11 protein-coding genes are annotated in these 15,568 nt (G+C 61.8%); 9 read left to right on the top strand and 2 right to left on the bottom strand.

Annotation, left to right across the window (positions count from 1 at the left end; genetic code table 11):
- Positions 1-5 precede the first annotated feature (5 nt).
- Both C4J88_RS12940 and C4J88_RS12935 read left to right on the top strand, forming a co-directional pair.
- Positions 6-2,321 carry an ATP-binding protein gene (locus tag C4J88_RS12940; RefSeq protein ID WP_124407133.1) on the top strand — a complete coding sequence of 772 codons (2,316 nt, stop codon included), beginning with the start codon at positions 6-8 and terminating at the stop codon, positions 2,319-2,321.
- Positions 2,318-2,788, top strand: a complete 471-nt coding sequence (locus tag C4J88_RS12935) for a response regulator (RefSeq protein WP_124362759.1) — start codon at positions 2,318-2,320, stop codon at positions 2,786-2,788. Before C4J88_RS12940 ends, C4J88_RS12935 begins: the two co-directional genes overlap by 4 nt.
- Here C4J88_RS12935 and C4J88_RS12930 read toward each other — a convergent pair.
- Positions 2,785-3,669 carry an NmrA/HSCARG family protein gene (locus C4J88_RS12930; protein ID WP_124407132.1) on the bottom strand — a complete coding sequence of 295 codons (885 nt, stop codon included), beginning with the start codon at positions 3,667-3,669 and terminating at the stop codon, positions 2,785-2,787. The genes C4J88_RS12935 and C4J88_RS12930 overlap by 4 nt on opposite strands.
- 140 nt (positions 3,670-3,809) lie before the next feature.
- On the opposite strand from C4J88_RS12930, the gene C4J88_RS12925 reads away from it, so the two are divergent.
- From C4J88_RS12925 to C4J88_RS12905, 5 genes are all read left to right on the top strand, one after another.
- Positions 3,810-4,685 (top strand): LysR family transcriptional regulator, encoded by an 876-nt coding sequence (locus C4J88_RS12925; RefSeq protein WP_124407131.1) that lies wholly within the window; start codon positions 3,810-3,812, stop codon positions 4,683-4,685.
- Between the two features lie 209 nt (positions 4,686-4,894).
- Complete coding sequence (gene mexE / locus C4J88_RS12920) at positions 4,895-6,136, top strand: multidrug efflux RND transporter periplasmic adaptor subunit MexE (protein ID WP_124362756.1); 1,242 nt, start codon at positions 4,895-4,897, stop codon at positions 6,134-6,136.
- A 15-nt stretch (positions 6,137-6,151) separates the two neighbouring features.
- Positions 6,152-9,331 carry an efflux RND transporter permease subunit gene (locus tag C4J88_RS12915; RefSeq protein ID WP_124366953.1) on the top strand — a complete coding sequence of 1,060 codons (3,180 nt, stop codon included), beginning with the start codon at positions 6,152-6,154 and terminating at the stop codon, positions 9,329-9,331.
- Positions 9,328-10,743: an efflux transporter outer membrane subunit gene (locus tag C4J88_RS12910; protein ID WP_124407130.1), complete on the top strand. Its 1,416-nt coding sequence runs from the start codon at positions 9,328-9,330 to the stop codon at positions 10,741-10,743. Before C4J88_RS12915 ends, C4J88_RS12910 begins: the two co-directional genes overlap by 4 nt.
- A 217-nt stretch (positions 10,744-10,960) precedes the next feature.
- On the top strand, positions 10,961-11,485 hold the full coding sequence (locus tag C4J88_RS12905) for a hypothetical protein (RefSeq protein ID WP_124407129.1): 525 nt from the start codon (positions 10,961-10,963) through the stop codon (positions 11,483-11,485).
- A gap of 829 nt (positions 11,486-12,314) precedes the next feature.
- Here the strand turns inward: C4J88_RS12905 and C4J88_RS12900 are convergent.
- Positions 12,315-13,331 (bottom strand): AraC family transcriptional regulator, encoded by a 1,017-nt coding sequence (locus C4J88_RS12900; RefSeq protein ID WP_124407128.1) that lies wholly within the window; start codon positions 13,329-13,331, stop codon positions 12,315-12,317.
- A 168-nt stretch (positions 13,332-13,499) separates the two neighbouring features.
- Between C4J88_RS12900 and efeU the strand changes: the two genes are divergently transcribed.
- The gene (efeU, locus tag C4J88_RS12895; RefSeq protein ID WP_124366950.1) at positions 13,500-14,345 is read left to right on the top strand and encodes an iron uptake transporter permease EfeU; all 846 of its coding nucleotides are present in this window, start codon (positions 13,500-13,502) and stop codon (positions 14,343-14,345) included.
- A 10-nt stretch (positions 14,346-14,355) separates the two neighbouring features.
- The gene (gene efeO / locus C4J88_RS12890; protein WP_124407127.1) at positions 14,356-15,558 is read left to right on the top strand and encodes an iron uptake system protein EfeO; all 1,203 of its coding nucleotides are present in this window, start codon (positions 14,356-14,358) and stop codon (positions 15,556-15,558) included.
- Positions 15,559-15,568: the final 10 nt, after the last annotated feature.

The following is a 15,568-nucleotide window of genomic DNA, read 5'->3' as shown; positions in this document are numbered from 1 at the left end:
CGCCGATGAAAAAATATTGGGCCGACCTGCCGCTGCGCGGCAAAGCGCTGGTGGTCATTTCGCTGCCCCTGGTGGTGCTGTTGCTGTCCCTGGTGCTGATCTACACCACGGAGCGCCAGACCGCCCGCGCCGAAGAAGATGTGCGCCGCGTGTTGCGCGTGCAAGGCGATATCCAGGCCGTGCATACCCTGCTCGCCGAAGCCGCCGCCAGTGTGCGCGGTTACCTGCTCACACACCGCGAAGACTTCCTGCCAGCCTACCTGAACGCCAAGCCGCAGATCGAGTCAGCCCTGCGCCGACTTGACCGCAATGTGCGCGATCAGCGCGTGCGCGAGCAGCTCAGCGCGATCAAACCGCTGATCGAGGCCAAGGTCGACGGGCTGGAGCAGATGCTCAAGGACAGCAAGGCCACACCGCAAGCCATCAGTGCCATCCTGATCAGCAACAAGCAGATCCTCGATGCCCTGCGCCAACACATCAGCACCATGCTCACCCTTGAAGACTCGCTGCTGGCCGAGCGCAGCGCTGCGGCGTCCGACACCCGCCAAAGGCTGTTGCTGTCCACCTGGCTGGCGGCGATCTGCGGGCTGTTCGGGGCGATTGTGGCGGTGTTGTTTCTGTCCAAGGGCATCGTGGCCCGGGTGCAGAATGTACAGCGCAACGCCCAGCGCCTGGCCCAGGGCTCGCCGCTGCTGCCCCAGCCCCCGGAAAATGACGAAATCGGCCAGTTGGGCACCCGCCTGGTGGAGGCCGGGTTATTGCTGGCCGAACGCGAACGGGCATTGCGCGACAACGAAGAGCGCCTGCGGCTGATCATCGACGGGGTCAAGGACTACGGGATCTTCGCCCTCGACACAGCAGGCCATGTCACCAGTTGGAACAACGGCGCGCAGCGGATCAAGGGCTATACCGAACAGGAGATCATCGGTCAGCATTTTTCACTGTTCTACCTGCCCGAGGAATGCCCGCAGCACCCCGACCTGGCATTGCGCGAAGCCACCCGCAACGGCGACTACACCGAAGAAGGCTGGCGCTGCCGCAAGGACGGCACGCGGTTCTGGGCCAGCGTGGTGATCACCGCGCAACACGACGCCACCGGGGCGCTGCGCGGGTTCTCCAAGATTACCCGCGACATTACCGACCGCCGAGCGGCGGAGATCGCCCTGCGCACCGCCCGCGAGGAAGCCGAACGCGCCAGCCGTGCCAAAAGTGAATTCCTCTCGCGCATGAGCCATGAACTGCGCACACCGCTCAACTCGATCCTGGGCTTCGCACAGTTGTTGGACATGGACGTGCCCAAGGCGCAACAGGCCAATGTCGGGCACATTCTGCGCGCCGGCCAGCACCTGCTCACGCTGATCAACGAAGTGTTGGACATCGCCAAGATCGAGGCCGGCAGCCTGGCGTTGAGCATCGCGCCGATCCCCCTGGCGAGTGCCCTGCAGGAGGCGTTGACCCTGGTGTCGCCCATGGCCGCCGACGCGGGCGTGCAGCTCCAGCCGCTGCCGGCACTGGCGGCGGATACCGGCATCGTCGCCGACCGCCAACGCCTGACCCAGGTGCTGCTGAACCTGCTGTCCAATGCGATCAAATATAACCGCCGCGATGGCCAGGTGAGCCTTGAGATCGGCATCCAGGGGCAGCGGATCAGCGTGTCGGTGTGCGACACCGGCAACGGCATCGCCGCCGATCACATCGGGCAACTGTTCAAGCCGTTCGAACGCCTGGGGGCCGACCCGAATGTGGAAGGCAGCGGCCTGGGCCTGGCCCTGAGTAAAAGCCTGCTGGAAAACATGGACGGCCAACTCAAGGTGCAGAGCCAGCCCGGCATCGGCTCGCGCTTCACCCTGGAACTGCCCTTCGTGCGCGTGGCCCACGCCCACAGTGGCGCCGCACCCGGCATCGAGCCCGAATTGAAGCGCCCTGCCCCCGTCGTCAGCACGTTCCAGGGCAAGGTGTTATGCATCGAAGACAATCTCTCCAGCCTGGCGCTGATCGAAACCCTGCTGCAACGCCGGCCCGGCATACGCCTGCTGTCGAGCATGCAAGGCCAGCTGGGGCTGGACCTCGCCGCGCAGCATGCGCCACAGCTGATCCTGGTGGATGTGGCGCTGCCCGACATCGACGGCTTGAAGGTGCTGCAACGCTTGCGCCAGTCACCGATCAGCCACGACACACCGGTGCTGATGATCACCGCCGACGCCAGCGACCTGACCCGCCAGGCATTGCTGCAGGCAGGCGCCACCGCCGTATTGAACAAACCGATCAACGTGCCTGGGTTTCTTGCCCACCTCGACCAAGCTTTTCCGGAGCCTGCGTGAACCTCGACCTGCGTATCCTGATCATCGACGACCAACGCCCGAACCTCGACCTGGTGGAGCAGCTGTTGGCGCGCGAGGGCCTCACCAACGTGCTGAGCAGCACCCAGCCGCTGCGCACCCTGGAGTTGTTCAACAGCTTCGAGCCGGACCTAGTGATCCTCGACCTGCACATGCCGGAGTTCGACGGCTTTGCCGTGCTGGAACAACTCAACCGGCGCATCCCCCAGGGTGAATACCTGCCGATCCTGGTACTCACCGCCGACGCAACCCGCGACACGCGCCTGCGCGCCCTGGCCCTGGGCGCCCGGGATTTCATCAGCAAACCGCTGGACGCACTGGAAACCATGCTACGGGTGTGGAACCTGCTGGAAACCCGAGTGCTGTACAAGACGCTGCGGACGCTGGTGCCAGCGGACCAGATTGAATTGCTGCAGCGCTGCGGTTCGACGGCGATACGGCGCTGCTAGTGCGGTTGGCTGACGAAGCCGGCCGTCGCTTCACGCACAAAGTCCTCATAGGCACGCAACGGATGCCCGATGATCGCCTCCAACCGTTCCACGGTACCTTCGGCGGCGTGCATGCCGAACGTCTGGATAGCGGCCATCATCAGGCGCATGTCGTACGCCAACCAAGCGGGGCCGTAGGCCGCCAATTGCCCTTCGAAGGCCACCACGTCGTCACCGCCGTAGGCGATTTCGCGGCCCAGGGCTGCACTCCAGATCTTCGCCACGGAAGCACCCGTCAGTGCGGTTGGCCCGACCAATTCCAGGGTTACGCGCTTAAGTGCGGAAGGTGCTTTATCGCGTCGCAACAGTTCTGCCACGGCCACATCGGCGATGTCGCGCGTATCGATCATTGAAACCCCGGCCGAGCCAATGGGCATCGGGTATACCGAGTAGTCCTGGATCGTCTGCCGGACCATGAGGTCGTTTTGCATAAAGTAAGCGGGACGCAGGATCGTCGCGGGCATGTCGAGGCTTTCGAGCATGCGCTCGACCGTGTGCTTGCCGGTGAAATGCGGCACTTGGGTGAAGGTGTCGGCATGAATCACCGACAGGTAAACGATGCGCTCGATACCCGCCTCACGCGCGAGGTTCAGCGTGATGAGGGCTTGGGTGACCTCGTCGGGCGTCACGGCATTGAGCAGGAACAGCGTGCGTACCGACGACAGTGCAGCGCGCAGGGAGACGACATCGGTAAGGTCCGCAACAACCTCGGTTACTCCTGCCGGGAAATCGCGCTTGCCCGCCTGGCGAACCAGGGCCTTGACCTCGGCGCCCGCCTCGGCAAGGCCTTGGGTGACGAGTGAACCGATCGTGCCGGTGGCGCCGATAACCAGAATGCTCATGGTGAAACTCCTGCAGTGGGTTTAGGTGAGTCAGTGAGTGAAATCCGCAACGCTCGCTGCGATGTGTTCAAAGATATTCTGTTGCGCAGGCGGAGCACAGACGCCAAAATCCAGACACTTCGTTTCAAAAGTGGAACACCATGAACCTGAACGCGCTGATCGATTTTGCCCTCGTCGCCACCAATGAAGGGCTCGGAAAGGCCAGCCGTGCGAGCGGTATAGCCAAGGCGACCTTGTCGCGCCGCATCGCTGACCTGGAAGAGCAACTGGGCGTCAGGCTGATCGAGCGCAGCGCACGCGGCTTGAAACTCACCGAAGCCGGGGAAGTGCTGATGACGCGCACGGAAGGTCCGCTGGGCGAGGTGATCGAAGCCTTGACGGCGGCGCGCGAGGGCATCTCGACACCGCGCGGACGCTTGCGCGTAGCTGCCCCGATTTTGTTCTCGCAGCTTGCAATGGGGCGCATTGGCGCCGAGTTCTGCGCCGTCTACCCAGAAGTCGAGATCGAAGTCGTCGCCGAGGATCGCCTGGTTGACCTTGTAGAGGAACGCTTTGACGTTGCCATCCGTATCAACCCCAGCCCGGACAGCAGCCTGGTTGGCCGCTGTTTCGCCAAAGACCGACTGATCGTGGTGGCGGCGCCGGAGGTGCTCAAGCCGCTGCCCGGCGCGGTCCGGCCCGTTGCCGCTATCGTGACGTCGAGTTTCGAGCCCACCCACTGGCATCTCGATGGCGGGGAACTGGTGCTGGAGCCCAACCCGAAGCTACGGTTCTCTTCATTACTGATGGTGCGGGATGCGGCTGTGGCCGGTGCGGGCGCCGCCCTGATTCCACAGTCCATTGCCGGGGACCAGCTTGCCCGTGGCGAGTTGGTCCAGTGGGGCACAGTGCACGGAATGGAACCCGCGCTGTGGGTGCTGCATACATCCAGGCGCCTCGCTGCCCCAAAGGTTCGCGCATTTGTTGAGTTCATCTGCGCCCACTATCCGGGCATGTCGTTGGTGTTGAAGGGATAACGGCGCTCTCGCGCGAGTCTCTTGCAGCCTGCGCAATAGACTATTGCCATCAAGGGCATTGATAGCACCCTAACGAAACCCCCATGCTAGTGGGCTGTCCGCGCGCTTATATCATTCCGAATGATAGTTACCTTTGCTTCATTCGATTCGTGACATACCGTCTCCCCGCGCATGATCCGCCCATCTCAATACATTGGCGGATGCACCTCATGGAACAGTCACTCAAACATTTGCGCTTCCCCCTGGCGATCCTGGCCGTGGTGGTGATGAGCGCGTGCGGCAAGACCCCGGACCAAGCGGCCGCCATGCCAGCGGCGAAAGTCAGCGTGGCCAAGGTGCTCGAGCAGCCGGTCAACGAGTGGGATGAATTCACCGGGCGCCTGGAAGCACCGGAAACCGTACAGATTCGTCCACGCGTGTCGGGCCAGATTGACCAAGTCGCTTTCACCGAAGGCGCTTTGGTCAAGAAAGGCGACCTGCTGTTCCAGATCGATCCACGTCCGTTCCAGGCCGAGGTACGCCGCCTCGAAGCCCAGTTGGCGCAAACGAAAGCCGCCGCCACCCGCAGCGATAACGAAGCGCAACGCGGCGACCGCCTGCGCCAGAGCAATGCGATCTCCGCCGAACTGGCCGACTCGCGCACCACCGCCGCCCAGGAAGCCCGCGCCGCTGTTGCCGGGATCCAGGCGCAGTTGGACCTGGCCAAGTTGAACCTGAGCTTTACCCGCGTCACGTCGCCGATCAGCGGCCGCGTGAGCCGCGCCGAGATCACCGCCGGCAACCTGGTGACCGCCGACACCACCGCGCTGACCAGCGTGGTCTCCACCGACAAGGTCTACGCCTACTTCGACGCCGATGAGCGTGTGTTCCTCAAGTACACCGAGCTGGCCCGCCAAGGCCGTCGCGGCGCGACCACCCCGGTGTACCTGGGCCTGTCGAATGAAACCGGCAACCCGCACCTGGGCCAGATGAACTTCGTCGATAACCAGGTCAACCCGGCCACCGGCACCATCCGTGGGCGCGCGGTGTTCGATAACAGCAAGGGCGAATACACCCCTGGCCTGTATGCGCGCTTGAAGCTGGTGGGCAGCGGCACCTACTCCGCCGTGCTGATCAACGACGAAGCCGTGGGCACCGACCTGGGCAAGAAGTTCGTGCTGGTGATGGAAGGCGACAAGCCCGCCTATCGCGCCGTCGAACTGGGGCCGAAGATCGAAGGCCTGCGCATCGTGCGCAGCGGCTTGAACAAGGACGACACCATTATCGTCAAGGGCCTGCAGCGTGCACGCCCAGGTTCGCCGGTCGCACCGGAAACCATTCCGATGGCCAGCCAGGAAACCCTCGCCGCCTTGGCCCAACAACGACAAGCGCTTGAAGCCAGCAACCTGGAGCAAGTGGCGCCGGAAAAACCCGCGCCCAAGCTCGCCAGCAGCGCGACTCCACGCGGTTAAGGGATACGACTCAAGATGAATTTTTCCAAGTTCTTCATTTCGCGGCCGATCTTCGCAGCGGTGCTGTCGCTGTTGATCCTGATCGCCGGTGCAATCTCGCTGTTCCAACTGCCCATCAGCGAATACCCGGAAGTGGTGCCGCCGACCGTGGTGGTACGCGCCAACTTCCCCGGCGCCAACCCTAAGGTCATCGGCGAAACTGTGGCGGCTCCGCTGGAGCAAGCCATTACCGGCGTCGAGAACATGTTGTACATGTCCTCGCAATCGACCGCCGACGGCAAGCTGACCCTGACCATCACCTTCGCCCTGGGCACGGACCTTGACAACGCGCAGGTGCAGGTGCAAAACCGGGTGACGCGGACTCAGCCAAAACTGCCTGAAGAAGTGACACGCATCGGTATCACCGTGGACAAGGCCTCTCCCGACCTGACCATGGTGGTGCACTTGACCTCCCCGGATCAGCGTTACGACATGCTGTACCTGTCCAACTACGCGATCCTCAATATCAAGGATGAGCTGGCCCGCCTGGGCGGCGTCGGCGACGTGCAGTTGTTCGGCATGGGCGACTACTCGCTGCGCGTCTGGCTGGACCCGAACAAGACCGCTTCGCGCAACCTGACCGCAACCGATGTGGTCAACGCGATCCGCGAACAGAACCGCCAGGTGGCCGCCGGTGCCCTGGGCGCCCAGCCGGCGCCGAGTGATACCAGCTTCCAGTTGTCGGTCAATACCCAGGGCCGCCTGGTCACCGAGGAAGAGTTCGAGAACATTGTGATTCGCGCCGGCGCCAACGGTGAGATCACCCGCCTGAAGGACATCGCCCGGGTCGAGCTGGGCTCCAGCCAATACGCGCTGCGCTCGCTGATCGATAACCAGCCTGCCGTCGCGATTCCGATTTTCCAGCGTCCAGGCTCCAACGCCATCGATATCTCCAACGATGTGCGCGCCAAGATGGCCGAGCTGAAAAAGGGCTTCCCGGCCGGCATGGATTACCGCATCGCCTATGACCCGACGATCTTTGTACGCGGCTCCATCGAAGCGGTGGTGCACACCCTGTTCGAAGCGTTGATCCTCGTGGTGCTGGTGGTGATCCTGTTCCTGCAGACCTGGCGCGCCTCGATCATTCCATTGGTGGCGGTGCCGGTATCGTTGATCGGTACGTTTGCAGTGATGCACCTGTTCGGCTTCTCACTCAATGCCTTGTCGTTGTTCGGCTTGGTACTGGCCATCGGCATCGTGGTGGACGACGCCATCGTGGTGGTGGAGAACGTCGAACGTAATATCGAACTGGGCCTGGAGCCGTTCCCGGCCACCGAAAAAGCCATGCGCGAAGTGACCGGCCCGATCGTCGCCACGGCGCTGGTGCTGTGTGCGGTGTTCATTCCGGCCGCCTTTATCAGTGGCTTGACCGGGCAGTTCTACAAACAGTTCGCCTTGACCATTGCCATTTCGACGGTGATCTCGGCATTCAACTCGCTGACGCTGTCCCCTGCCCTGGCGGCCGTGTTGCTGCGCGCCCACGACGCACCGAAGGATCGTTTCTCCAGGTTCCTGGACAAGCTCTTCGGCGGCTGGCTGTTCCGTCCCTTCAACCGCTTTTTCGAAAAGGCCAGCCATGGCTACGTCGGTACCGTGCGCCGGGTGATTCGCGGCACGGGTATCGCCCTGTTCGTGTACGCCGGCCTGATGGTGCTGACATTCTTCGGGTTTGCCCACACGCCGACCGGTTTCGTACCGGCCCAGGACAAGCAATACCTGGTGGCCTTCGCCCAACTCCCCGACGCCGCGAGCCTGGACCGTACCGAAAGCGTGATGAAGCGCATGTCGGACATCGCCCTGAAGCAACCGGGCGTGGAAAGCGCGATTGCGTTCCCCGGCCTGTCGATCAACGGTTTTACCAACAGCCCGAACAGCGGCATCGTGTTCGTGACCCTGAAACCGTTCGACGAGCGTAAAGACGCGAGCATGTCAGCGGGTGCAATTGCCGGTGCGCTGAACGGCCAGTACGCCAGTATCGAAGAAGCCTATATGGCGATCTTCCCACCGCCGCCGGTACAAGGCCTGGGCACGATCGGCGGGTTCCGCCTGCAGATCGAAGACCGTGGCAACCTCGGCTATGACGAGCTGTATAAAGAAGTGCAGAACGTCATCACCAAAAGCCACGGCGTGCCTGAGCTGTTCGGCCTGTTCACCAGCTACACGGTCAACGTGCCGCAGGTCGATGCCGCCATCGACCGTGAAAAGGCCAAGACCCACGGCGTGGCAATCAGCGACATCTTCGACACGCTGCAGGTCTACCTGGGTTCGTTGTACGCCAACGACTTCAACCGCTTCGGGCGTACCTACCAGGTCAACGTGCAGGCCGAGCAACAGTTCCGCCAGGACTCCGACCAGATCGGCCAGCTGAAAGTGCGTAACAACAAAGGCGAGATGATCCCGCTGGCGACCTTCATCAAGGTCAGCGACACCTCGGGGCCGGACCGCGTGATGCACTACAACGGTTTTATCACCGCTGAAATCAACGGCAACGCCGCACCGGGCTACAGCTCCGGCCAGGCCCAGGCCGCGATTGAGAAACTGCTCAAGGATGAACTGCCCAACGGCATGACCTACGAGTGGACCGACCTGACCTATCAGCAAATCCTCTCGGGCAACACCGCGCTGTTCGTGTTCCCGCTCTGCGTTCTGCTGGCGTTCCTGGTACTGGCCGCCCAGTACGAAAGCTGGAGCCTGCCATTGGCGGTGATCCTGATCGTACCGATGACGCTGCTGTCGGCCATCACCGGGGTGATCATCTCCGGCGGCGACAACAACATCTTTACCCAGATCGGCCTGATCGTACTGGTGGGCCTGGCCTGCAAGAACGCGATCCTGATCGTCGAGTTCGCCAAGGATAAACAGCAGGAAGGCCTCGACCCGCTTGCCGCGGTACTGGAAGCCTGCCGCCTGCGTCTGCGGCCGATCCTGATGACCTCGTTCGCGTTCATCATGGGTGTGGTGCCACTGGTGTTGTCCAGCGGTGCCGGTGCCGAGATGCGGCATGCCATGGGCGTGGCGGTGTTCTCCGGGATGATCGGGGTGACCTTCTTCGGTCTGTTGCTGACGCCGGTGTTCTACGTACTGATCCGTCGCTATGTGGAGCGCAGCGAAGCACGCAAAGCGGCCAAGGCCTTGAAGCTGGAGACACAGCAATGAGCGTGAAAGTATTCCTGCCGAGCTTGCTGGTACTGGCGCTGAGCGCCTGTGCCGTGGGCCCGGACTACATAGCCCAGACCCCGGAAGCGGCCAACATCACGGCCGCCGCCGATGCCAAGCAATATGACCATGCCAGGTTCGAGGGCATCTGGTGGCAGCAGTTCGAGGACCCGACCCTCAACCAGTTGGTCACCCAGTCGCTGCAGGGCAACCGCGACTTGCGCGTCGCCTTTGCCCGTCTGCGGGCGTCCCGTGCGATCCGCGATGACGCCAGCAACGACGCCATGCCGACCATCACCAGCCGCGTCAGCAGTGACCAGGGCAAGGGCCAGATTCCCGGCCAGACCACCCGCCGCGTCAAGACCGAGCGTTATGACCTCGGCCTGGACATGGCCTGGGAACTGGACCTGTTCGGTCGCATCCAGCGCAACCTGGAAGCCACCGACGCCGACCAGCAGGCCGCCGAGGCGGACTTGTACCAGCTGCAAGTCACCATGATCGCTGAACTGGTGGACGCCTACGGCCAACTGCGTGGCGCGCAACTGCGTGAGCGCATTGCCCTGGACAACCTGAAAAACCAGCAGGACTCCCGCGGCATCACCGTCAGCCTGCGCGATGCCGGCGTGGGCGACCAACTCGACGTGGAACGCGCCGATGCACGCCTTGCGTCGGTGGAAGCCAGCGTGCCACAACTGCAGGCCGAGCAAGTGCGCGAGCGTAACCGCATCGCCACCCTCCTCGGCCAGCGCCCCGACAAACTGAGCGTGGACCTGAGCCCGAAAGACCTGCCGGCGATTGCCAAGGCGCTGCCGATCGGCGACCCGGGGCAACTGCTGCAACGGCGCCCGGACATCCTCAGCGCCGAGCGCAAACTGGCGGCCGCCACCGCACGCATCGGCGTGGCCAAGGCCGACCTGTTCCCACGGGTCAGCCTCAGCGGCTTTCTCGGCTTCACCGCTGGGCGCGGCTCGCAGATCGGCTCGTCCGCCGCCAATGCCTGGGCCCTCGGCCCAAGCATTACCTGGGCCGCCTTCGACCTGGGCAGCGTGCGCGCCCGCTTGCGCGGCGCGGACGCCGAAGCCGATGGCGCCCTGGCGAACTACGAACAGCAAGTGTTGTTGGCCCTGGAAGAATCCGAAAACGCCTTCAGTGACTACGGCAAGCGTCAGCAACGCCTGGTCTCGCTGATCCGCCAAAGCGAATCCAGCCGCGCCGCCGCCGACCTGGCCGCGATCCGCTACCGCGAAGGCACCGTGGACTTCCTGGTCCTGCTCGACGCCCAACGCGAACGCCTGGCCGCCGAAGACTCCCAGGCCCAGGCCGAAGTGGATCTGTATCGCGGCATCGTTGCGATCTACAAGGCGCTGGGGGGTGGCTGGCAGCCGGATACGGTGGTTGCTACCGCCAAGTGATGTAAAGAGCTCCTTTGGTTGGTCGCATCCAGCCAATTTTTAGCCCTGCGATCCATTCGGTTGCGGGGCTTTTTTTGCCCGGTTATCAGTGAGTCAAACAGTTTTTGCCTGTTGGTAATCCTTATCCGTCAGACACTTCCCAAATTTACAAATGTCTTAAATATCATTCAAAAGAGGTCGATAACGGGACGTACCCTTCATCTATAAGGAGACGAACATGGACATGAGAGTGACAATACCTAATGTACTTTCCAAACAGACGGATGCGTTCGTCATCAAGAACCCGGAAAAGGTCACGAATGCGTTCACAATCACGGAAGAGTCAAACGCCGTTGACGAACTGCGAATGTGGCAGCAAGGTGAGCTAGCGGATTTGAAAGAGTTTTTGAAAAAGTATGATATGACGTCTATCAGCACCGATGAGCTTAAGCAGGTGGGGAGGCGGTTGTTCGATAGCAAAGTAATCGATGAGCAGGCTTTCCTGATTTTCATATCCGGAGATGGCGCCTCTGACGCCACCGGCAGACAAACGAACACGCATGTGAAATTCAATGCAATTGCGCTGTTCGACGAGAAGCTGGAGGACTACCTTGCATTTGTAAAAAGCAACCCAGACGTAGGGCGTTCACAGGGCATACCGGAATATATACAGGGCATGTTTGACGCCAATCGTGCCATTAACGCCCTCGCGTATTTCGCAAATTCGTCAAAACATGATTTGTCGGTGGATGAGCGGGCCTGATAATGAAGCAACAGGAAGGTAGCAGCGTGCCAGGGCTCTGACACACTGCTATCACTGCCGCCTAGCGTCCGTATCTGACAGTTCCGGAAAAGGCCTTCAAGCCGGTATCAGGATTGTGCGCCCTGACTCTATATGTACCGAGAGGCCCCAGCCAAGACACCCGAGGAGACAAAGGATTGGCCGCAACCTTCGTCCAAGAGGAGCCGACTTCACGCTCGATGGATATCTGGGGAGCTCTCCCCGCACCCGCCGCTGAAATCACTGCCTCGATATTCGCATTAGAACATCCATTACTACCCGTTATTACGAACGGCCCATGTACGGTAACTTCAGTTTCCGGCTCTACTGTCCCGCTAAAACTCTCCGAGATATTCAAACACAGTGCAGATGCCTGAGCGGATACCAATATCAACGCCGCAAAAGGTAATGCAATAAAACGACTCATAAGCTCACCCTACGTAGGTTGGTTAATAACTCAACGCGTACGGCTTACCCAACTTTGGCTTCGCACCATTATCTGTAATTTGCGCATAACCGCAAAGTAAGACCGTGGTTAAAACGGTGCACGATTTTTTGTTCCAAGTATGCCAGTCACATCCTAAAAACAAGAGGGACTGGTCTGTCATACCAAAGAGTAGGAATTAGTCAGTTCTTTCCTAGTCTCGCACCAGCGCTACGTGTGCGGCGTTGATCGTTCCCACGCTCCGCGTGGCAATGCATCCTGTGACGCTCCGCGTCACCATTGCACAAGTGCCTGAGTTTTCGCTGAAAGCGGACGCGGAGCGTCCCGGGTGGCATTCCCACGCAGAGCGTGGGAACGATCATTGTTCTACGCTGCGTCGTTAAGAATCAAACTCCGATAATGCCCCGGATTCGACCCGCTCCATTTACGAAACGCCTTATAAAACGAGCTCGTATCGGCAAACCCCAACCGCTCGGCAATCTGGGCGAAGCTGATCTGCGGCTCAGCCAGCCACACAATCGCCAGTTCCTTGCGCACGCTGTCCTTGAGGCCCTGGTAGGTCTGCCCTTCTTCTGCCAGGCGGCGACGCAGGGTGGACGCGGAGATGCACAGGGTGGCGGCAAGGCCGTCGGTCTCCGGCCAGGTGTGTGGGGGCATGTGGCGCAGGTCATGCTTGATGCGGCTGGCGAGGCTTTCCGGGTCGCGGTATTTGACCAGGATATTGGCCGGCGCGTGGCTGAGGAAACGCTGCAATTCCTGTGGGGTTCGTTTGATCGGCAGGTCCAGGCACTCGGCGGAAAAGATCATGCGGGTGCGTGGCCGATCAAAGCGCAGGTTGTCGGAAAACATCACTTGGTAATCATCACAAAAGTCCGGCCGTGCGCAGCGCAATTCGACGGCCAGAATCGGGATGCGCCGCCCCGCCAGCCAGCAGGCAACGCCGTGGACGATCATCCAGTAAGTGAAATAGGTGAACGCGCGCTTGGGCTCGGGCTCCGGTTCGAGCAACACGATTTCCGCCAGGCTTTGTTGGCGCACCAACTGGGCGGGCAGGCGCTCAAACATCAGTGAAAGAAAATCCAGGCCGGTTTCCAGGCCGGCCACTAGGCTCGGTTGTGCCATAGCGGCACGACAGAGGAACGCCAGGCTGCCGGATTTAAGCTTGCGCGGGTCCATGCCAAAAAACTCGTCATCACTGCGCCGCGCGAGCAAACGCCACAAGCGCGCATAGGAGGTGGCGGCCACGCGTGCGCCGGGCTGTTCCAGCAGCACCGGGTCAATCCCGACTTTGCTCAACGCCTCGACGGTGGCCGCGCCCGACGCACAGCTCTGCAGCAGGGCTTCGCGCACGAGGTGGATGGAGATGGTGTCTTTTTCCGACATGGGCTGTTGGGCAATCCGGCTGCGGTTCGGGTGGCATGCATGATAAGGGCGGTTGCGCTTCGCCACCACCGTTCAGCCCACGTTCAGCAAAGGTCAATATTTCTTGTTTGGCAATGAGTATCATTATGTTACAACTTAGCCTCCTATCTAGTTACGCCCTGGTGCCCGATGCTTGTTCCCTTTTTAATCATGCTGCGCGAAGGCATTGAAGCGGCGTTGATCGTCGGCATCATCGCCAGCTACCTGCAACAGACCGGGCGCGGCCAGTGGATGCCCGCTGTGTGGATCGGTGTGTTTCTTGCGGCGGCGCTGGCGTTGCTGGTGGGCGGCGGGCTGGAACTGGTCAGTGCCGAATTCCCGCAGAAACAGCAGGAATTGTTCGAAGGCATCGTCGGACTGGTCGCGGTGGGCATTCTCAGTTCCATGGTGTTCTGGATGCGCAAGGTGGCGCGCTCGATCAAACATTCGCTGCATGCGTCCCTGGACCACGCATTGGCCGGCTCGCGGCATCAAGTCTTCGCGCTGATCGCCATGGTGTTCTTCGCCGTGGCCCGCGAAGGGCTGGAAACGGTGTTCTTCCTGCTCGCCGTGTTCCAGCAGAGCGAGGGCCTGGGTGCGCCTATCGGCGCCCTGCTCGGCCTGATCCTGGCGATCATCGTCGGTTTCCTGATCTACACCGGCAGCATGCGCCTGAACCTCGGTGCGTTTTTCCGCTGGACCGGCCTGTTCATTCTCGTGGTGGCGGCCGGCATTCTCGCCAACTCGGTGCAAGCCTTGCACGAAGCAGGCGTGTGGAATCACCTGCAGACCGTGCTGTTCGATTTCAGCGCCGCGCTGCCCATGGACAGCCCGCTGGGCTCAGTGCTTGCCGGTATGTTCGGTTATCAGGAAGCGCCGACCGTCAGCACCCTCGGCGCCTATCTGATTTACCTGGTGGTGGCGCTGGTGATGTTCTTTCTGCCGTCGCCTTCGGCCAAGCCTGTCACCCCCACTTCTTCCGTCTCCAGCCAGTAAGGACCGCCTCTTGTCCAACCCAACCCCTCAACCGGTTCCGTCGTCCCGCGCGCTGCGCTGGGCCGTGGCCGGCTCGGTGGTCGTGATGATCGCCGCCGGTGGCCTGTTCTATTACGCCGCGCAGTTGGCTGCCAGCAAGCGCCAGGCCAACCAGAATGAGATCGCGGTGACCATCCACGGCCACGCTTGCGAGCCCAACGCCCTGACGGTGCCCGCCGGGCGTGCGAGTTTTCGCATCATCAACCGCTCCGACCGCGCGGTGGAATGGGAAATCCTCGAAGGCGTCCTGGTCGTCGAAGAGCGGGAAAATATTGCCCCCGGCCTGAGCCAGGTGATCAATGCCAACCTGCAGCCCGGCGACTACGCGATCACCTGCGGCCTGCTGAGCAACCCCCGCGGTACCTTGCATGTCACGCCGACTGCGCAATCCGAGGCCCAGGCCAAGGCCAAGCCGTCGATGGTCGCCTTTATCGGGCCGCTGTCGGAGTTCCGCGTTTACCTGAGCGGCCAGGGCACTGCACTGGTGAAGGCGGTCACCGCGTTGCAACACGCGATCGATGCCGGCGACCTCGCCCAGGCCCAGGTGCTGTATGTACCGGCGCGCGAAGCCTACCAACGGTTGGCGCCGGCATCGCAACGCCTGGCCGAGCTGGACAACGCGATCAACGCCCGCGCCGATTATTTTGAAAAGCGCGAACAGGACCCGGCCTTCAGCGGCTTCCATCGCCTGGAATACAGCCTGTTCCAGCAGCGCAGCCTCGACGGCCTGGCGCCCGTCGCGCAGCGGTTGGTCAACGACGTCAGCGCCCTCAAACAACAACTGCTGGCCCAATCCCTGCCGCCGGAGCAACTGGTGAGCATTGTGGTGCGCAACCTCAATAGCCTGGCGGATGTACGCGCCAACAGCGGTGAAGAGGAACGCTACAGCCACATCGACCTCAACGGTTTTGCCGCCAATCTGGAGGTTGCCCACAAGGTCGTTGAGTTGATGCGGCCGCTGTTGGCCAAGTCCGCCGCCGAGCTGCTCCCCAACGTCGACAGCGCCCTCGCCGCCTTTGATGCCGAACTCCAAGGCTTCAAGGTCGACACCGGCTACGCCACCTATGACAGCGTGAACGCCGATCAGCGCAAGCAGATCGCCGACAAGGCCAAGGCCCTGGCCGCCGCACTCGATGGAATCGACCCCGCCCTTGGCCTTTCCGGCCTGCAGTGAGACGAACGCA

It is taken from the genome of Pseudomonas sp. R4-39-08, assembly GCF_003852275.1.
In the GTDB taxonomy this organism is placed as follows: domain Bacteria; phylum Pseudomonadota; class Gammaproteobacteria; order Pseudomonadales; family Pseudomonadaceae; genus Aquipseudomonas.
This window is presented reverse-complemented; position numbering and strand designations above follow the sequence as displayed.